Source organism: Micromonospora parva, assembly GCF_000718515.1.
GTDB lineage: Bacteria > Actinomycetota > Actinomycetes > Mycobacteriales > Micromonosporaceae > Micromonospora > Micromonospora parva.
Genome location: NZ_JNZS01000007.1, coordinates 399794 through 417322, shown reverse-complemented (window position 1 = coordinate 417322; position 17529 = coordinate 399794). Strand labels below are relative to the sequence as shown.

At 67.6% G+C, this 17529-nt stretch carries 16 protein-coding genes and 2 pseudogenes; 4 read left to right on the top strand and 14 right to left on the bottom strand.

Going from position 1 to position 17529, the window contains the following annotated elements:
* Nucleotides 1-4 precede the first annotated feature (4 nt).
* A complete protein-coding gene (locus IF22_RS34325) occupies nucleotides 5-412 on the top strand; it encodes a hypothetical protein (protein WP_081883791.1) in 408 nt (135 codons plus the stop codon).
* 171 nt (nucleotides 413-583) lie between these two features.
* Here IF22_RS34325 and IF22_RS33000 read toward each other — a convergent pair whose 3' ends face one another.
* The 4 genes from IF22_RS33000 to IF22_RS0111340 all read right to left on the bottom strand — a co-directional run bounded on the left by IF22_RS33000 (nucleotide 584) and on the right by IF22_RS0111340 (nucleotide 3492).
* A complete protein-coding gene (locus tag IF22_RS33000; RefSeq protein ID WP_245233602.1) occupies nucleotides 584-946 on the bottom strand; it encodes a tyrosine-type recombinase/integrase in 363 nt (120 codons plus the stop codon).
* A 186-nt stretch (nucleotides 947-1132) separates the two neighbouring features.
* Complete coding sequence (locus IF22_RS0111350; RefSeq protein WP_030331023.1) at nucleotides 1133-2371, bottom strand: RNA polymerase sigma factor; 1239 nt, start codon at nucleotides 2369-2371, stop codon at nucleotides 1133-1135.
* Nucleotides 2372-2438: 67 nt separating this feature from the next.
* Nucleotides 2439-2810 (bottom strand): YciI family protein, encoded by a 372-nt coding sequence (locus IF22_RS0111345; protein ID WP_030331021.1) that lies wholly within the window; start codon nucleotides 2808-2810, stop codon nucleotides 2439-2441.
* 40 nt (nucleotides 2811-2850) lie between these two features.
* Nucleotides 2851-3492 carry a DUF998 domain-containing protein gene (locus tag IF22_RS0111340; protein ID WP_030331020.1) on the bottom strand — a complete coding sequence of 214 codons (642 nt, stop codon included), beginning with the start codon at nucleotides 3490-3492 and terminating at the stop codon, nucleotides 2851-2853.
* Between the two features lie 150 nt (nucleotides 3493-3642).
* On the opposite strand from IF22_RS0111340, the gene IF22_RS0111335 reads away from it, so the two are divergent.
* Entirely contained in the window at nucleotides 3643-4068 is a 426-nt protein-coding gene (locus IF22_RS0111335; RefSeq protein WP_030331017.1) for a hypothetical protein, read from the top strand.
* 237 nt (nucleotides 4069-4305) lie between these two features.
* Here the strand turns inward: IF22_RS0111335 and IF22_RS32995 are convergent.
* From IF22_RS32995 to IF22_RS0111290, 8 genes and pseudogenes are all read right to left on the bottom strand, one after another.
* A pseudogene (locus IF22_RS32995) lies at nucleotides 4306-5272 on the bottom strand (type IV secretory system conjugative DNA transfer family protein); the annotation flags it as partial.
* 409 nt (nucleotides 5273-5681) lie between these two features.
* Entirely contained in the window at nucleotides 5682-6839 is a 1158-nt protein-coding gene (locus IF22_RS0111325; protein WP_209444536.1) for an MFS transporter, read from the bottom strand.
* 41 nt (nucleotides 6840-6880) lie between these two features.
* Complete coding sequence (locus IF22_RS0111320) at nucleotides 6881-7582, bottom strand: GDSL-type esterase/lipase family protein (RefSeq protein WP_030331011.1); 702 nt, start codon at nucleotides 7580-7582, stop codon at nucleotides 6881-6883.
* A complete protein-coding gene (locus IF22_RS34320) occupies nucleotides 7576-7878 on the bottom strand; it encodes a hypothetical protein (protein WP_209444535.1) in 303 nt (100 codons plus the stop codon). The genes IF22_RS0111320 and IF22_RS34320 overlap by 7 nt, the downstream gene beginning before the upstream one ends.
* A gap of 277 nt (nucleotides 7879-8155) precedes the next feature.
* On the bottom strand, nucleotides 8156-9016 hold the full coding sequence (locus tag IF22_RS0111305; protein ID WP_051708345.1) for a TrmH family RNA methyltransferase: 861 nt from the start codon (nucleotides 9014-9016) through the stop codon (nucleotides 8156-8158).
* A 57-nt stretch (nucleotides 9017-9073) separates the two neighbouring features.
* The gene (locus IF22_RS0111300; RefSeq protein WP_209444534.1) at nucleotides 9074-9934 is read right to left on the bottom strand and encodes a MerR family transcriptional regulator; all 861 of its coding nucleotides are present in this window, start codon (nucleotides 9932-9934) and stop codon (nucleotides 9074-9076) included.
* Nucleotides 9935-10881: 947 nt separating this feature from the next.
* Nucleotides 10882-11126 (bottom strand): annotated as a pseudogene (locus tag IF22_RS35885) (IS701 family transposase); the annotation flags it as partial.
* Nucleotides 11127-11181: 55 nt separating this feature from the next.
* Nucleotides 11182-12846, bottom strand: a complete 1665-nt coding sequence (locus IF22_RS0111290; protein ID WP_245233601.1) for a hypothetical protein — start codon at nucleotides 12844-12846, stop codon at nucleotides 11182-11184.
* Between the two features lie 363 nt (nucleotides 12847-13209).
* Between IF22_RS0111290 and IF22_RS0111285 the strand changes: the two genes are divergently transcribed.
* On the top strand, nucleotides 13210-13647 hold the full coding sequence (locus IF22_RS0111285) for a transposase family protein (RefSeq protein WP_245233600.1): 438 nt from the start codon (nucleotides 13210-13212) through the stop codon (nucleotides 13645-13647).
* A gap of 188 nt (nucleotides 13648-13835) precedes the next feature.
* Here the strand turns inward: IF22_RS0111285 and IF22_RS0111280 are convergent, their stop codons facing one another.
* Entirely contained in the window at nucleotides 13836-14765 is a 930-nt protein-coding gene (locus tag IF22_RS0111280; protein WP_030331001.1) for a LysR family transcriptional regulator, read from the bottom strand.
* A 72-nt stretch (nucleotides 14766-14837) separates the two neighbouring features.
* On the opposite strand from IF22_RS0111280, the gene IF22_RS0111275 reads away from it, so the two are divergent.
* Nucleotides 14838-15761: an EamA family transporter gene (locus tag IF22_RS0111275; RefSeq protein ID WP_030330998.1), complete on the top strand. Its 924-nt coding sequence runs from the start codon at nucleotides 14838-14840 to the stop codon at nucleotides 15759-15761.
* 595 nt (nucleotides 15762-16356) lie between these two features.
* On the opposite strand, the gene IF22_RS0111270 is transcribed toward IF22_RS0111275, so the two are convergent.
* Nucleotides 16357-17460 carry a winged helix DNA-binding domain-containing protein gene (locus IF22_RS0111270; RefSeq protein WP_030330996.1) on the bottom strand — a complete coding sequence of 368 codons (1104 nt, stop codon included), beginning with the start codon at nucleotides 17458-17460 and terminating at the stop codon, nucleotides 16357-16359.
* Nucleotides 17461-17529: the final 69 nt, after the last annotated feature.

The following is a 17529-nucleotide window of genomic DNA, read 5'->3' as shown; positions in this document are numbered from 1 at the left end:
ATTCATGCCTATGATTCAGTCATCTGACAACGACTTCCGCGTTTGTCGAATCAGTTTCGATACGCTACTCGAAATCCAGATAGAGGCAGAGGAGCGCGGTCTGGCAACTCGCTGGACCTCGGTGGATGCACTCCGTGGACAAGTCAAGGAAGAAGCAGTGCTCCTCCAGTCATTGATGCGCGAGGAGCGGGGGGAAGCTGTGCGTGCCTATCGGTGTCTCGTGCTGTTCTCTTCCGCGGATGGTGGAGATGCTGGCGGAATTGTCACGATCGATCTTGACCCAGCAAGGTTTGAATCACTGGACCGACTTGATCGTGATCTAGACGTTCGGAGGGCTTTTGCCCGGATCTTCTCGCTGGCATCGGGTGGGATCGCATTGGAGGACCTATCAGCCTGTTCCGACACGCCGTGACAGAATCGTTGTAAAACTGGGGGTCAAGGGGTCGTCGGTTCGAATCCGGCCGTCCCGACAGACAAGAAGCCCTGACCAGCGGAAATGCTGGTCAGGGCTTTAAGTTTGTCTATGGGGTTTTGAACCGCCCCCCCGAAACCCCCCATTTACCGGGGTCGGGAACCAGGTTCGTCATCCCTGCGCATCGTTGGGCAGTGCGGGTGTGGGGCGGCGCCTGCGGTCGGTGCCGAGTCGCTCGAGGATGTCCGAGACGTCCGGGGCTTGGGCGGGTTTGGCGATGTAGTACGTGGCGGTGACCTCCTCGCTGGAGTGTCCGAGCTGTGCTGCGGCGCTTTTCGTGTCGGTCTCTTTTTTGATGAGGGTGGCGACGGTCTTGCGGAAGGTGTGGGGGCTGACCCAGGCGAGGTCGGTGTCGGCGCGGGCCTCACGCCACTGACGGCGGACGCTGTTGGGCGACAGACAGGTGCCGCGCCGGGAAGCGAAGATCGCGTCGTGGGGGTTGTCGGCGGCGACGAGCTTGCGGGCCATGATCATGCCGACGGCGAACCGGGGTAGGACGACCATCCGCCCCGCGATTGTCTGCCGGTGGCATGGACGTTGCAGACACTGTGTCAGTGAACGTCGCTTCCCGGACGCCGGCATTTCCGGCGGCCGTTGCGGAGGTGGCGGGGAGAGGGTTGCCGATGTTTCCCACCGTCGCAGCCCGGGGCCGATGACCGGTCAGCCGAGGCGATGGGCCCGGCCGAGGAGGTATCGCCGTTCGACCTGGTTCTCCGTCAGGGCCGCTGCTTCGCGGTACCGTGCCGCCGCGCTGCTCGGGTTGCCGGTCATCTCGAGCAGGTGGGCGCGCACGGCGCGTTCCCGTTGTCGGGTCAGGGGTTCCTGATCGAGCTGGTAGCGCCGGTTGAGGTCGTCGAGCAGCGCCAGTCCTCGGGCCGGCCCGTAGGCGTGGGCGACCGCGACCACCCGGCTCAGACGTACCGGCGCGGTCTGGTTGAGCCTTTCGAGCCACAGGTACAGTGCCGCGATCTGTGGCCAGTCCGTCTGTTCCGGCGACGTGGTCGCGGCATGCACGGCGGCGATCGCCGCCTGTAACTGGTACGTGCCGATCTCGCGTCGGTGCCAGACGCTGTCGATCAGTTCCGTGCCCTCGCGGATCAGGGCGGTATTCCACTGTGTCCGATCCTGCTCGTCGAGCCGCACCAGCTCGTCGCCGTCGGTACGGGCAGTGCGCCGCGACTCGGTGAGCAGCATCAGTGCGAGCAGACCGATCACCTCGGGGTCGTCCGGCAGAGAGTCGCGGAGCATGCGGGTCAGCCGGATCGCTTCGCGGGTCAGGTCGATGCGGGCGAGCTCGTCGCCGGTGGAGGCCGTGTAGCCCTCATTGAAGATCAGGTACAGCACCTGCATCACGGCGTTCATCCGACTGTCCCGATCGGCGTCGGTGGGCGGGGTGAAGCGGGCGCCGGCACGGGCCAGTTGCTGCTTGGCGCGGCTGATCCGCGCACCCATGGTGCTCTCGGTCGTCCCGTGGGCGTGTGCGATCTCCGCGGTCGTCAGGCCGCCGACCGCGCGCAGAGTGAGCGCCACCTGGGAGCTGGGGCTCAGCGCAGGATGGCAGCACAGCAGCAGGAGCGTGAGACTGTCGTCGGTCTCCAGCGGAGGGTGCGCCTGGCGGGCCGGGTCCTGCATCGCCAGCTCGGTCATGCCCGCGTGCTGCTCGCGCCGGCGTCGGGCCTGGTCGGTGCGGAGCAGATCGACCATTCGCCGGTAGCCGATCCGGATCAGCCAGCTGCGCGGGTTCTCCGGCACGCCGTTGGTCGGCCACGTCCGGCTCGCGACGAGCAGTGCTTCCTGTACCGCATCCTCGGCGATGTCGAAGTGGCCGAAGCGCCGCACCAACGCGCCGAGCACCTGCGGCGCCTCCGTGCGCAGCAGGTGCTCGACGTCCGGCGTCACGCCGGGTCTGCCGTTCTTGTGCCCTCCCGGTTTGTCGCTTCCGGATGGCAGCATTCAGCTGAATCGGTCATGCCGCGAAGTCCGTGCCCATGATCGGCCGGATCTCCACTGGTTCTCCCAGCACCTCGACCATCCTCGAGACGATCTCGACGGCGCGTTCCTGGCTGGCCACGTCGATCACCGCGAAGCTGGCCAGGACCTCCTTGAGCTCGATGAATGGCCCGTCGGTCGCCACCACGCCGGCCGGGCTCTTGCGGACCGTCGTGCTGATGGCCGGGTGGCCAAGACCCTCGCTGCTGACGAACTCGCCGGTCTTGATCAGTTCCTGTTCGAACTGCTGGTACGCGGCGAACGCGGCCAGCGCCTCCTTGGACGGGGTGTCGGCGGTCGCGGCGTCCCAGGCGGCGGCCGGCGTGTAGCTGAGCAGCAGATACTTCATGGTCATCCTTGTTGTTGCGCGGGAGATCACGTTACGCCGGTCAGGACGAACGGTGCAGGGAGAGGGCGAGGACCGTCGTCCAGGTGAAGGCGACCAGGCCGTTCACGGCGATCTGGATGCTCATGTGGCTCGGCGACATGGGCAGCAGCAGGATGAGCGCGGCGACGCCGTTCAGCACCGCCGGCAGCGCGGCCCGACGACGGACGTGGCGGACGGTCAGCACGATGGCGGCGATGGCCAGTGCGGTGAAGGCGATGGCGGCCGCGGCCGAATGCGCGATGCTGTGCCAGGACATCTGGTCGACCGGCCCGTCGGGGGTCCCGACCGGGAAGCCGCGCTCCGGATCCATGGTGAACACGCCGGCCGCGACGAGACCGGCACCGAAGATCCCGACGAAGATCGGCAGCACACGCCGGCCGGTTCCCTCGGTGAGCGTGCGCCGGATACCGGCGGCGAGCGCCAGGCCGCCGAGACCGGCGAGCACGAACGTGGTGATCTGGATCCAGCCGAGGCTACCGGTGGCGAGCTGGCTGATCGGGTGCCGCGTGATGTTGTAGCCCTCACGAGTGAGCATCTGCGTCACGGCCGAGGCGAAGAAGACCGGCCCGGCAAGGGCTCCGGCGAGGAGCAGCCGGTCAGACGAGCGGCGGACGGCGGGAACGGTGGCGGCGACGGGGGCCATGACTTCCTCCTTGGTGAGTTCCTGCCGCTACCTCGTGGCCGATCCGGGGATTCCGACACGACCACGATGTGACCTGAGTTACGCCCAGTGGGTGTCAAAGCGTGGGTGCCGCCTTCGAGGTACCGGCAAGCATTCACCAAGGAGGACACGATGTCTGAGAACACCGAGCCGAGCGTCGAACTGCAGGCCCTGGACCGTCTGGTCGGCACCTGGTCGGTGACCGGCGGCGCCGAGGGAACCGTGCGGTACGAGTGGATGGCCGGCCGGTTCTTCTTGCTCCAGCACGTGGAACTCAGCCAGTTCGGGCAGCCGGTCACCGGCTTGGAGGTCATCGGACACCTACACCCGTTCGGCGAGCCGGTCGGTGCGGACGTGGTGTCGCGGTTCTACGACGCGGCCGGCAACACTTTCGACTACGTCTACGAACTCGTCGGCGACAAGCTGACCATCTGGGCTGGCGCGAAGGGCGGTCCCGCCTACTACGAGGGCACGTTCAGCGCCGACGACACCACGGTTACCGGCGCATGGACCTACCCCGGTGGAGGCGGATACGCCTCCACCATGACCCGGATCTGACATCGGAAGGCCACGCCGACCCGAACGGCCGGAGGCGGTGTTCCGCGCGCATCTCGGAGGTCATTGCTCTCCGGCCGATTCGGTCTACCGTTCCCGGCCTTACCCGTGGAGGACCCAGGGCCGAGGCCAGGGTCTCGTGGCCAACAGGTACTGCATACCCGCCAGTTCTTTCGCAGCCACGTCACCACGACCTGTGCGCGGATCCCCGGATAGCACCACCGTGTGTCCTCGCTCCACTCGTCGCGCAGCGGCGTCGGGGTCATCACCTCGCGCAGCAGCATCGAGCAGCCGGCTGGTGTCCTCGCCGAGCACGCCCTTGGGGATGCGGATGAGCAGCACTCCGCCGTCGAGGACGCGGCCCATGTCGAAGCTCGACTTCGGGTAGCGCATGGTGCGTTTGACGAAATCGCGCAGTAGGAACGCGCGCAGCCGGGCGAGGACCGGTCCGATGACCTGCGAGCGGAGGCTGTCGTCGAGGCTGTCGTACCACTGCCAGAAGCCGCTGAGCCCGGCCGGGTCGTCGAGGTCCACCGTCATCGCCGAGCGGAATTGGGGGCTGTTGAGCAGCGGGGGGATGTGCTGCAGGGTGACGTTGTTGTGGCGCAGCAGAGTCAGGCAGGCCACTCGCATGACGTCGTCCATCCGCGGCCCCCACGCCTTGGCGAAGATGTTCCCGAAGATCGACACGAGGTTGTCGACGACCAGGTCGGGGTCGTCGCCTTCGAGGAGATTCAGCGTCGGCGGGTTGTCCTGGTCGGGGTCGAAGAGCACGACGCGGTCGGCGATGCCTGCGGGGAGCCGGTCGAGGATGTCCAGGACGAGGTCGCCGTGCGGGTCGATGACGACGGTGCCGCGGCCTGCCTTGATGTCGTCGAGGGCCATGTTGACCAGCAGGGTGGTCTTGCCGGAGCCCGGGGACGGCGACCGGTGCCGGCATGGACGCGGCCCGCGCCCGGTCGAGGCCGGGCACGGCGAGGTCCTGCGGCAGGGCGGCGAGGGCGGCGAGTTCCGGTGCGGAGATGAGGAATCCGGGTCCGAGGCGGCGTGCGGCGAGGACGGCCACCGGGGCGGGCATTCGGGCGCGGTGGGTGAGCCGGTTGCGGCCGGTGTGGATGGCGAACGCCGAGGCGAGGGTGTCGGCGATGCCCCGCAGCCGGCCGGTCGGGTCTGTGCCGGGGCGCCGGGTCCCCGAGGCCGCGACCCAGTCACGGAGCCGCTGCCGGGCGTCAGCGAAGTCGCGATGCCAGCCCGGCGGCGCGGAGCCGTTCTGCTCGGGGTCGTATGCGGACAGCCAGTGCAGGTGAAGCGCACTCAGTTCCCGCAGGTCGCTCAACCCGCGCGAGGTCCAGCTGATGAACCTTTACCAGACGAAGGGACGTGAGGCCGACGCAACCGTCGTGGTGTTGCGGGAAAGGGGGACTTCATGGGCTACGAGTCGGAACCGTGCGGATTCTCGCGGCAATAGGAATTCTTGACGCCTGGATTCCACTACCTGAGCGCCCGGATCGGCTTGGTGAACGCCGCCGTCTCGCTGGCTTCGAGGTCGTCAACCAGCGGTCTGCGCGTTTGACGGGTGGCGGCTGTCGTTCGCGCACGAGGTGGCTTGCTCACGATCAGCCAGTCGCGGGGATTCGAGTAGCGCTGCGGGCGAGGGTGAGCACAAGAAGTGCAGCGATCGCGAAGCCTGCTGCCGTGAGCGGGAGGGCGCTCACTCCGGCGGTGGTGAGGATGGTGCCTCCTGTCGCGGCTCCGATGGATACCCCGAGGTAAGTGCCGGAAGTGTTCAGCGCCAAGGCTTGCCCGGAGACAGGACCGGCGAGGTGGTGCAGGCGGGCTTGGATTGCTGGCGAGTTCCAGAACGCCATACCGCCCCACAGCGTCGCCGTGACCAGCACGAGCGGCAGTGGAGCGGGCCTGGCTGTCCAGAGCACCCAGAGCACGACCATCGCGGCGACGATCGTACCGATACCGATCAACAGGGTTCGGTCTGCGCCGAGGCGGTCGGTGGCGATTCCACCGAGCCAGATGCCCGCGATGCCTGCGATTCCGGAGAGGCTGAATGCGAGTGCGCGTTGCTCAATGCCTGCTGTCGTGGTCGCGGACAGATATGGGGCGAGGTAGGTGAGCATCATCATCGAGCCGGTCATGAGCAGGCAGTTCGCCAGCAATCCGAGTGAGATCTGAGCCCGCAGCAGGATGCGGAACTGATCGGCCAGCCGTGGCGCGCCGTCGGTTTCCTCGCAGCGGGGCAGGGTATCGAGCAAGAGGATGAGGACGAGAGTACCGGCGAGGGCCATCGTCGCGAAGGTGGCTCTCCATCCGAGGGTGCCGCCGATCCAGGTGCCGAACGGCACCCCGGCGGCGATCGATCCGGTGACGCCGAGCGAGACGATGGCGATGTACCTGCCAACCTTCTGCGGTGGTGCGTGGCGTGCGGTGAACGCGAACAGCGCCGGGGTCATCGCCGCGGCCGCGAGCGCAGCAGCCACGCGCAGCGTCGTCAAGACCGCGAACGACTCCGTGGTCGCTGCGCCGATGTTCGCGGCGATGAAGACCAGTAACGCGGTCGTGAACAGTCTTCGGCGAGGCACGTCCGCGAGGACGACGGCTGTGACCGGTGCTGCGATGGCGACGCTCAGGGAAAACACGGTGATCAGTTGCCCGGCCTGGCCTTCGTTGACTTCCAGATCGGCGGCGAGTTCGGGCAGGACTCCGGCGATCACGTAGTCGTCGGTGTAGAGCACGAACGCGGCGGCGAGCAGGGTGAACAACCAAGCAGGCATACGCACCATTTCTCGGGAGGCTTGATGAGTCATCCGCTCGTGCGGTCCTGTTCGGGACCGATGGTAGCCGCGATCGTTTCCGCGACGAGTCTGCTTGCGGCGGCGTCAAGGTGGATGCCGTCGCGGTGAGTTGTGACGCCTCGTTCGGTGACATCGAAGATGTCGATGAGCGGGAGGCTGTGCTGCTCGGCGACGCGACGCACGATCGGCGCGACCTCTTCCGCGACGATGCGTTCGGAAACGGCGCGGCGATTGGAGAACGCGACCGGCGGCGTCAGGAGGTAGACGGTCGACGTGCCGTCGGCGCTGTAGCGGGCGGCGAAGTCGGCGAGTTCCGACTCGTACGCCTTCGCGTTCCAATTGTCGCCTCGTGCGTCATTCGTTCCCAGCATGATGAGGACGATGTCGGCGCGCGCTCCTAGAGACGCCTCGGCGAATCGGTTCGCGGCATAGGGCCAATCACCGTTGCGCTGAAGTGTGCGCCGATTCAGTCCGTAGTTGAGCACCTGGTACCGGTCGCCGAGCATCTGGGCGAGCTGGGCCGGATAGGACCATCTGTTGCGGCCCTTGAGCAGCACACCTGCGCCATAGGTGTTGCTGTCGCCGATCGCCGCGACGGTGATCTTGCCGGTTGCCGGGCGCGGGACGGGCGGATGCATCGTCCGCCGGGCAGCGAAGGCGACGCCCCCGACGATGAGGAGAAGAACGGCGGCGGTGATGAAGATCAGCATGAGCTTCCCTGTGTGTTCGTGTGCCGTTGCGGACGTTGGCGGAGGACTTGTTCGCCGGCGTCGACGTAGGACGTGAACAGGTCCGTGATGTCGCGAGGGCGGTCCGCCGCTTGGGCGTTCTCGGTGAGTTCCTCGACAGCACGCAGCGTGCGGGTGAAGGTACGAGTGCGCTGATGGCTGGCGGCGAGGAGCTGCTCGAATCCGTCGGCCGCCTCGACGAGGAAGCGACGACTGCCCGGCTGTGGGATCGTGCGGACCAATCCCCATGACACGAGTTCGCGGATCGCCGTGCTCACGCGCCGGAGCTGAGCGACAGGGCGGCGCGCAACATGACGACGACAGCGGAGAGCATCCTGTGGAGCATCCCGAAAGCCGACTACCGCGTCATCGTGCGGCTTGGGGATGCGAGGGCTCGCGCCCACCATCGGGAGCTGGGCCTCTTCGACTAGTTTGCTCATGCGGGCGGGGACGGGCTGGGTTCGGGAATGTGCTGCCTTGACCCCGGAGGCCTGAGCGGGAGGTCGCTGACATCCTGGTGAGCCGCGATCACTGCTCTCAAGGACCATCGACCCGTCACAGACGACCACCGACCTCGCGCAATCGGGAGTCCTGGTGCTCCCCGGTTCTGTGCTCGAAGAGGGCGATACCTGCGGTGACCGAGACGTTCAAGGACTCCACGTTCGAAGCCATAGGGATCGAGCATCGGTATGTGGTCAGCGCATCCAGTTCACGCGACACTCCCTCGCGCTCACTGCCCATCGCGAGCGCGAGACGTTCTCGCGCCGTGCGGATCGAGCTCAGCGGTTCGACAGCATCGGCCGAGAGCGCGGCGAGCACGAGCCCCTCCTGCCGAATGAACTCGGCGCATTCCGCGCGAGTCGCGAGCACGACAGGGGTCGCGAACACCAATCCGCGACTGGCGCGGATCAGGCGGCGATCCCATATCGTGCGCAGGCCGCTGTCGACCAGCACGATGCCCGCCGCGGCGAGCGCGCAGGCCGTCCGCGTGATCGCTCCGATGTTGCCGACGATCCGCACCCCGTCGAGGATGATGATGTCACCCGTCGTTCCGATCAGGTCGCGGAGTCTGGGACGTCTCGGTGCACGCGCCAGCGCAAAGGCGCGCGAACGCTTCTGCTCCCCGAACAGCGTTCGCGCCACACTGTCGTCAAGGACGTAGCGCGGCACGTCTGCGTCGATGCCGGCGAACGTAGAAGGGTCGGCGGAGGCCGAGAGGTACAGGGTGTCCACCTCGACCCCGCAGGCGATGGCCTGCTCGATGTTCTCCAGATCGTCGAGGACGAAGATGCTCGGTCTCTCGGAGCGGTTGCGCAGCACGTCGGCGATGCGCCGAACGACCGGGTGGCGTGTGCTGTCGATCGTTTGCACCGTCGCCGGTTCACGCGTCTCGCTCGCAATCGTCGCTGCCTCCATGCGCAGAAGCGTGGGCCCTCACGCGACGTCGGGGTCAAGATGCGGGAGGGCGCGCGCCTACTCCCACCGAGCGTTGGCAGGATCGACGCCGTGGCGCAGCGCGTTCGCATCGATGACTTCGGAAAGCCACGAGGAAAGCTCTGGTTCTCGCGCGTCGAAGTAGGCGCTGAATCGTGCGTCCTGGACGTAGCGCTGTCCAAGGCACACCTGCATCGAATGGGTGCAGGCGAAGAGTTGACCGATCATCTCTCGATGCTGCTCCGCTAGGTCGTTGGCCTCATCGCTGCCGGGTGCGACACCAGAGCGTTTCGCTGCCGCGAGTTCCGAATACAGGGCATCACCATTGGCCTGCATCCGTCTCCGGTCGTCCTCCGAGAACACCGCCGCGTTCCGCTCGAACTGCGCCCACTCGTCGGAGTCTCCCCAGCGTTCGCGTGCTTCTTCCGCCCAATCCTCACGCCAGCCCTGACCGAAGATCTCCGCCTGCTGCTGCGCGGTGAGCGTGGCTCCCGCCGTGCTCGATGCCAAGACCTGATCGACGGCGTCAGCCATCTGCCGAAGCCTCGTGATCCGCTCTTCGAGCAGTCGCCGTTGCTGCTGAAGCTGTTCCGTCTCGTCCACAGCGGGATCGTCTAGAAGCGCGGCAATCTTCGTCAGGGCGAACCCGAGTTCCTGGTAGACGAGCACTCGATGGATGCGCCCTACGTCTACGGCTGAATATGCCCGATACCCTCCCGGCGTGCGGCCTCGGGGCTGAACCAGACCCACTGCATCCCAATGATGCAAGGTCCGCACGGTAACGCCGACAAGTGACGCCACATCACCGACCGTCAGTTCCTGCGACACCTGCTCAAGCGCTGCCTCATCGGTCTGACCCCGGAGCCAAGGCGTCATCGACTCCGGCACGTTCACATCCACTCTCAGTTCCCTCCCGATCCGCGCTACCTGAGGCTACTGCGCCCTCCTATTTTCCCATCCCCAACGTCGCTTCACAGCACCAGCCTGTTCCTATGAACAGACGCGCGCTACGTGTGCATAGCTGGGCCTGTCACATGCTGCGTCTTGCCCCGTCGCAGCGCGGGTCGGTGCGGCGGGTCTCGTGCTCGAACGGGTCCTGTAGTTGCCGTTCACCCCGTCATGCCTGCTCTCGTGGCAGCGAGCGGCGAGGCGACGGGCCGTGGTGACGGCGACGGTGAGTGACTCCACCGTCAAAGTCACCGGGTGATGCGATCCGGCCGGGGCCTGGATCGGGCCGCTCCACCGTCCCGAGCCGTCCCAGGCGGGCACCCCTGCCTCGGTGGCGACGCTTGCGCCGACTTCGTGCCCGTGCAGGGCTAAGGCGAGCAGAAGCCGTTCCACCGATTCCCGGGGTGGGAAGAACCAGTCGTTTCGTGGCCCGATTGAGGTGATCTCCAGCAGTGCGGTGGGTGGTTCCGTCGTGGCAGATCCGTTCGCCACATCCGGTAGTCCGGGTTGTTGGGATACCACTGCCGCCGCGACCTGGTTCAGCGCCTGGACGTCGGCGGACGTCACCCATGGGGCATGACGGCGTTCGATCGAGTAGTCGTGCAGCGGGCTGCGGGCAGTGCGATACGACTCGACACTCCACGAGTCCTTGGCACGCACCGGCAGGTCTGCTCTTGATTGCGCGTCAAGCGCTGCAGATGTCGCTGCATCGGGCGGCCGGATGAGCCTTCGATTTGCGGCAGGACCGCCAGTTGGCCCCTGGTCCTTGCCGTAGTACTCCAGCCGTACCTGGTGGAGTTGGAGTCTTCGCTGGTAGTTGGCTGGTTTGGCGCGGTATTGGTGTCGGCGTCGCCCTCATGGCCATCGATCTGTGTGGTCGATGGGTCGGTTGGTGGTGATCAGGTGTGCCAGGAGACGTCGGACCTCGCCGAGGGGGAGGGGTGTGAGGCCGTGATTGGATTCGGCGCCCCGTTTTTGGCGTGGGCGGCGGTGACGGCGAGGTAGGCGTGGGCGCACAGAGCGAGCGTCATGTGGCGGTACCAGCGTCGTATCGACGCACCTGGTAGTGGTCCAGGCCGACCTCGGTCTTGGCGGCCTGGAAGCACTCCTCGATCGCCCGCCGGGTCCCGGTGATACGGATCAGGTCTTCGTCCTGGATGCCGGCCAGGCCGAAGCCCACGGCGAGGGCACGCCCAACATCACTTCGTGTTGGTGTCGATGGTGTAAACCACGTCTGGCCCGACGTCATGGCGGGTGATGCCGGGTACGTCGGGGATGTTGAGCAGTGGTTCGTATGGGGTGCCCTGGACCCGGTCGCGCAGCAGGACGACGCTGCGGATGCCGAGCTGGTGCAACTGATCCAAGGCCGGCTGGCTGGGGAAGGTCGTCATGACGTCGCGGATCGCCTGACGGTTGGGTGTGGTGTAGCTGGCCGCACCGTTGACCATGGCGGGAAAACCGTCGGTCGACCACAGTAGGACGTGGAGGTCGATGCCGTCGTTGGATGGCAATACCATGATCGGGGCGTGCGCGGAGGCTAGCGCCATCGCGGCCGGTTTGGCTGGGGTTTGGGGGTGGTCCAGGTCAGGCAGGCCCTCAGCGAGCACGAGGACCAGCAACGGAACGGTCAGTAGCCGTGCCTCTCCCACCGACCATTTCGGCTTGGCGCCCCTGCGAGCCACGTCGGCCAGGTGGGTAACCAGGCCGGCCGCGAGGATGGCCAGGCAGAGAGTGGGCCACAAGATCAACCGGCCTGGTGTACGGGATCCATCGAACCCGGGCACGTAAAGATAGAGCACGCGGTAGATCGGCCCGTTCGTGCCCAGCGCGAGCAGCACTCCGACGACCGTCCCAAGCAGCAGCAGAAGCCGTTGCGTCGGTGACCAGCGGGACAGGAAGAGGCCGGCGAAGGCCAGTAGATACAGGGCGTACCCGCACAGCAGCACCTTCTCAGTCGGTGCCCCACCAAGAGCGATGCGGGCGTCGTTGTGCAGGGTGCCCCAGGGCAGGGAGGACTGCGGCGCCACGAGAAGTCCGCGCAGTGTCGGAGAGAAGTACGCGACGTAGTCCCAGTCCCGGGTGACAGTTGGGTTGAGCTCGCGGACTTGTTGGTACGCGTAAGCGAAGTATCCGGTCACCGCGGTGAAGACCAGCCCCCCGATCAGATCACTGACGATCAGCCGGAGGCCAAGGCGTGGGCGGTGGATCAGCCAGGCTGTCAGTGTGATCAGGGAGAGGGCGGCGAGGACGTATACGAATCCCAGCCCCACGCCGAAGCCTAGGCTGACCTGCCAGGCCGCGACCAGCCAGCCAGCGAACGCCCATCCCGGCCGGACTCGTTCGGGAAGGTAGCCGCGGGTGAACGAGAGTCCGTGGCCGCGCGCCAGCATCGCCAGGGCCAGAGTGATGCCACCGGTGGAGAGAATATTCAGATGGCCGGCGTGGCCGTAGCGCCAGGGCGCGTAGGCGAGGGCGGCCCCGGCTACCGCGGCGGCGACCTGATTCGCGCCCAGTTGGCGCAGGAGCGCGTAGCCGCCGAGGAAGGCGAGCGCGAAAGCCAGCACGAACAGGATGTTGTAGCGCAGCACGGCGCCGACTACACCGCTGCCTATCAGCCCTGCCGGGGCATAGCCGAGCAGGCTGTCGTTCAGGGCCAGACCGTACTTGTCGGGATAGAAAGCGTTGGTATCCCACAGGCCGCGCAGGCCGTGGGTGAGAGCGTGGCCACCCCATCCCACCAGCCATGCTTGGGCCGTCGGGTCACCCGCGTCACCGACGATGGTGTGGGCCGGGTCGGCGATCGGCGCAGTCCTGGCGCCGGCAGTCATCGCGCGAACCGCGTACGGCGGAATCAGCCAGATCATCGCGACAGCGAGGAGCACTGAACCGAGGCCCGCGATGCTCAGTTCCCGCCGATGGACCCCACGTGTCAGCCAATTCCTCGTGCCTGAACCGGCACGCGCGAGTCGGCCATTTTTTCCAAGCTCGCTGAGAGTGGCGGCTGATGTGGGGCCTCCTGCCGGTGGCTCTACCTGCGTCATCACATTGACCCTCACTGTTGAACCGCCGCAGTAAATCATGAGCAGGGCGGCGCATAGAGTCAAGACCTCGATCAATGTCGTTCTGGTAGCCGGGACTTACGCTGTTTATCAAGGCGTCTTGTCACGCAGGAGTCGCGATCGGTGTAGCGGCGCATCTCGCCGCTTCCGAAACAGGACAGGCCAGGGTTGCTGCAGGCCCTCGCCCGGGTTCCGGACCCGCGGGACGCCGGCGGCCGGATCCATCCGCTGCCGGGACTGCCCGCGATCGCGATCGCGGCGGTGGTTTCGAGATCGAGCCGCGTCGCGGAGATCGTCGAATGGGCCGCCGACCTGCCGGACGCGGCGTGGGATCGTCTCGGTGCAACCCGCGAGGCGTTCACCGTTGCCCGGCGGGTGCCTGACGACAGCACCCTGTCCCGGGTACTGACCGGTATCGACGCCGGCGCCCTCGATACTGCGGTGTGCCGCTGGCTGCTCAGCCGGGCGGTTCTGACCGGGGCCGGCAGGCGAGTGATCGCGGTCGACGGCAAGACACTGCGCGGCAGTGGGCCGACCGGGACCCAGGTGCACCTGCTGACCGCACTAAACCAGGCAGGCGGTGGTCGGGTCGGTGAAGTCGGCTGACGGTTGCGCTGACCGAGGAAGGGCTGCCACAGATTCGGTCAGCACCCATGCCGTGAGGCAGGCGCCACACGGCGGCAGGGCCAGCGGGGGCGTCGGTTCGAATCCGGCCGTCCCGACGCAGGTCAGAGGGTTGATCCGGAAATCGGGTCGACCCTTTCGCCGTTCTGGGGGCCAAGATCAGCCGTACATCAGGCGATGATCGGCCGGCGCTGTCCACGGGGGACGCCGGCCGAGCCGCATAGCTCCGCCAGGAGGGCGTCCACCGCGGGCCGTTGCGGCGTGCCGCCGAGGGCGCGAGTGACTGCGAAGATGCGTCGCTCGGTGACCGGCTCGACCAGTGGCTCCACGTGCACCCCGAGTGGCACGTGGCGCAGCGCCAGCTCCGGCACCAGCGCGGCGCCCAGCCCGGCCGCGACGAGGTCCAGCGTGAGCGCGAAGTCGACGGCACGGTGCCGGATGTCCGGCTCGAAGCCGGCGAGCCGGCAAGCGTGCAATGTGGACCGCAGGCACGGCGTGTGCTCGGCGCTGGCGATCCATGGCACGTCGCTCAGCTCGGTCAGCCGGCCGGTGTGACGACGCCACCGGACCGGGGTGATCAGGTGCATCGGGTCTGTGGTGACCGGATGCCGGTCCAGGTCGTCGACCAGCGGCGCGGGCACGTGGTCGTATTCCTGCAGCACCGCCACATCGAGGGTGCCGGAGCGCAGGTCGAGGCGGCTCTGTTGGTCTTCGGCCTCGATCACCCGCACATCCAGCTCCGGGTGCTTCGCCCGTAGGCGGGCGGCGGAGGGAGCCACCAGCGCGCCGGCTGCGGACGCGAACGCGCCGACCCGCACCGTACCGTTGACGCCGTGGCGGAGCGCGGCGAGTCCGGCCACCGCCTGCTCCACCGCGCCCAGCACGTCCTTCGCGTGGCTGGCCAGAACCTGGCCGGCCGGGGTGAGGACGATCCCGCGCCCGGCCCGCTCGACAAGCTCGTGCCCGGCCTCTCGGGAAAGCTGGACGAGCTGCTGAGAGACCGCCGACGGAGTGACGTGCAGCGCCGCGGCGGCGGCGGTGACGCTGCCGCGCAGCGCGACTTCGTGCAGCACGCGGAGCCGGCGTACATCAAGATCCATGTAGCCACGCTACAGCAGCAATGAAGAACGTTGAACTGGTCCTTAAGCGTTGCCTCGGGCAGCGTAGCCGGCATGAAAGCATCACACCGACTTCTCGCCCTGCTCGTCGCCGCGATCTGGGGCGTCAACTTCGTCGCCATCGAGCTGGGCCTGCGCGACCTGCCGCCGCTCGTGCTGACCGCGCTGCGCTTCGTCGCGGCGGCGGTGCCGCTGGTCTTCCTGGTGCCGCGCCCCAGCGCCCGGCTCCGCTACGTGGTCGCCTACGGGCTGGTGCTCGGCGTCCTGAAGTTCGGCGCGCTGTTCACGGCGCTCGCGGCTGGCATGTCGGCCGGTCTGGCCTCGCTGGTGCTGCAGGCGCAGGCCCTGATGTCGGTGCTGCTGGCGGCGGCGGTGCTGGGCGAGCGGCCGGCGCGGGCGCAGGTGGCCGGCGTGCTGGTCGGATCGGTCGGGATCGGCTTGCTGGCGGTCCACAGCGGCGGCCACGCCTCCGTGATCGGCTTCGTGCTGACGCTGTTCGCGGCGGCCAGTTGGGCCCTGGCAAACCTGGTCATGCGGGCCAGCGACGAGACGCGACCGCTCTCGCTGCTGGTCTGGTCGAGCCTGGTGCCGCCGTTGCCGCTGCTCGGCCTGGCCGGCGTTGTCGACGGCGGACAGGCGGTGCTGGGTGCGATCACCGGTCTGTCGTGGCGCGGCTTGCTAGCCGTGGCGTACGTCGCGTACGTGTCGACCCTCGTCGGCTTCGGTATCTGGAACCGGCTGATCGCCCAGTACTCGATCGCGAGAGTGGCGCCGTTCAGCCTCCTGGTGCCGGTCTTCGGGCTCAGCGCGGCGTGGCTGCTGCTCGACGAGCCCGTCGGCCCGACGGAGCTGGTCGCAGCCGCGATCGTCCTCGCCGGGCTGGCGCTGGTGGTACGGCGTTCCACAGCGGACCGCAACAACGCCACGGATGCGAGCGACGGTCGCGAGCCCGAGTATGCCCCGGCCGCGACTGCCTAGTCCGCGGCCACGACACCTCAGCGCGCTGGGCGCAATCAAGACGGATGACGGTACGGCTCGACCGCAGCGAGCATTCTTGCCACCCAGAAACTGGGAGTACGCGTGGCGCCGTAGCGATCAGCAAGCTCGGCGTCGAGCGCGTCGCGTCTGACTCCTCCGCGTGGCCAGCCAGCTTCCATCGCGGTGATGAGCTCGCACTGTGTGGGAAAGCTGAACCGTGTCACCGCGTTGACGTTCCGCCAGGCACTGTCCCCAACACGGGGATCCGGATCAACCTTTCCACCGACGTCCAGCCCTGGACGTTCGGCAGCTCACGACCCTTCGGCGGTCGGTGGTCCCCGCGATTCGGGGGAGCAGGTTGGGAGCAGCCGGGTGCCCTGAACGGCCTTGAAAATCGGCCACGGCATCAACCGCACCCACCCTTGCCGAAGATCCAGGTTTCCACAGGTCAGAGTGGGTGCAGCGTCCTGCGCGCGCGAAGGCGTCAGCCTCGGCGCCCCGGTCTCAGGAACGACCCATGACCCGTGCACGGCTTTGCCCGCCCGGGTTGCCGCATTTCGCGGCAGCGTGTCCTCCATTGTCGGCAGTGCGGTCCTCAGGTCGGTGCGGCGAAACGGACTTCGTGTGACGCTTTGGGGGCGAGTAGGTCCAGCAGCTCGCTGCCCTCGGTGGTCAATGCCTCGCGGTCGGCTGCGGACAGTGGTTCGAATGGGTGCACGGTCAGGGACGCCGCGCCTCGTGCCGTGGTGAACGTCCAGGTTGCTGCGGTGAAGCCGTCGAGGAGTACCAGGCGGGGGACGGGACCGTGCGGGACGAAGTTCTGCTGGCGGAGGCCGTCGGTGACCACCCTGGACCGGTCGTGGTGAGACAGCAGCAGGTTGTCGAAGTCGTACAGGTACCGGGCAGGCGCGCTGACCTGGGGGTCGGGTCGGGGTGCGTCGGGTAGGTCGAACAGTTCGACGCCGTTCTCGTCGCGGAACGTGGCCAGGCGGGGCCGGAGCCGGTCGAGCACCTCCGCCAGCCGGGTGAGACCGCACCAGGTCTGCGCGTCGCGTACGGTCGCCGGGCCGAACGCGGCCAGGTATCGCAGGAGCATCTGGTCGATCGGCTGGTCGGTGCGCAGCGGCGCGCCGACCCACGATTCGAGCGGCGCGTGGACGGTTCGGCCACTGGCGCCCCACACGCCGCGCGGCGGGGTTTGCACGACCGGCAGCAGGTTGCGAACCGCGTAGGCGAGGCTGGCGGGGTTCCGATCTGGCCACCGCTGAGCCAGCAACCGGCCCAGTTCGCCCGGGGTGCGCGGCTGCTCGTCGAGGAGTTCCCGGCCTGCAGCGACGAGTTCTGCGGTATCCAGTCCGCGCATGGACCGGCCGTGTGTGTGGTTGGCGAACAGGTCGCGGTCCAACGCCGGCTGTACGAGCGGGCGTAGCGCCAGCGCGTCGGACGCGCTGACGAGATGGACCGTCGAGCGCATGAGAGCGATCCGCACTACCCGTCCTTGCGTGAGCAGCGCCCCGATGTCCTCGGGTCGGCACTCGGTGAGCCGGTTCCACAGCCCCACGTACCAGGTGTGCGGGGTCTGGGCCTGCAGGCCGACGAGGTGCTCGATGGCCTGCAGCGGAGTGAGGTCGGCGCGGCGCAGGAGCAACTGCCGGTCGAGGGTGGCGCGGTTGAGGGCGCGGCGGGTCAGGGTTTGCACGGGTGGCCTTCCCGGAGGGTTGAGATCAGGGGTACGCGCGGCGGGCGTACCTGCTGGGTGTGGGTCAGT

Excerpts from the sequence above, each read along its gene's own strand:
- IF22_RS33000 (WP_245233602.1), bottom strand. The coding sequence starts at position 946 with ATGATCATGGCCCGCAAGCTCGTCGCCGCCGACAACCCCCACGACGCG.
- IF22_RS0111305 (WP_051708345.1), bottom strand. The coding sequence starts at position 9,016 with ATGGAGGCAGCGACGATTGCGAGCGAGACGCGTGAACCGGCGACGGTG.
- IF22_RS0111340 (WP_030331020.1), bottom strand. The coding sequence starts at position 3,492 with ATGGCCCCCGTCGCCGCCACCGTTCCCGCCGTCCGCCGCTCGTCTGAC.
- IF22_RS0111345 (WP_030331021.1), bottom strand. The coding sequence starts at position 2,810 with ATGAAGTATCTGCTGCTCAGCTACACGCCGGCCGCCGCCTGGGACGCC.
- IF22_RS0111320 (WP_030331011.1), bottom strand. The coding sequence starts at position 7,582 with ATGCTGATCTTCATCACCGCCGCCGTTCTTCTCCTCATCGTCGGGGGC.
- IF22_RS34325 (WP_081883791.1), top strand. The coding sequence starts at position 5 with ATGCCTATGATTCAGTCATCTGACAACGACTTCCGCGTTTGTCGAATC.
- IF22_RS0111275 (WP_030330998.1), top strand. The coding sequence starts at position 14,838 with ATGAAAGCATCACACCGACTTCTCGCCCTGCTCGTCGCCGCGATCTGG.
- IF22_RS0111335 (WP_030331017.1), top strand. The coding sequence starts at position 3,643 with ATGTCTGAGAACACCGAGCCGAGCGTCGAACTGCAGGCCCTGGACCGT.
- IF22_RS0111290 (WP_245233601.1), bottom strand. The coding sequence starts at position 12,846 with ATGATCTGGCTGATTCCGCCGTACGCGGTTCGCGCGATGACTGCCGGC.
- IF22_RS0111280 (WP_030331001.1), bottom strand. The coding sequence starts at position 14,765 with ATGGATCTTGATGTACGCCGGCTCCGCGTGCTGCACGAAGTCGCGCTG.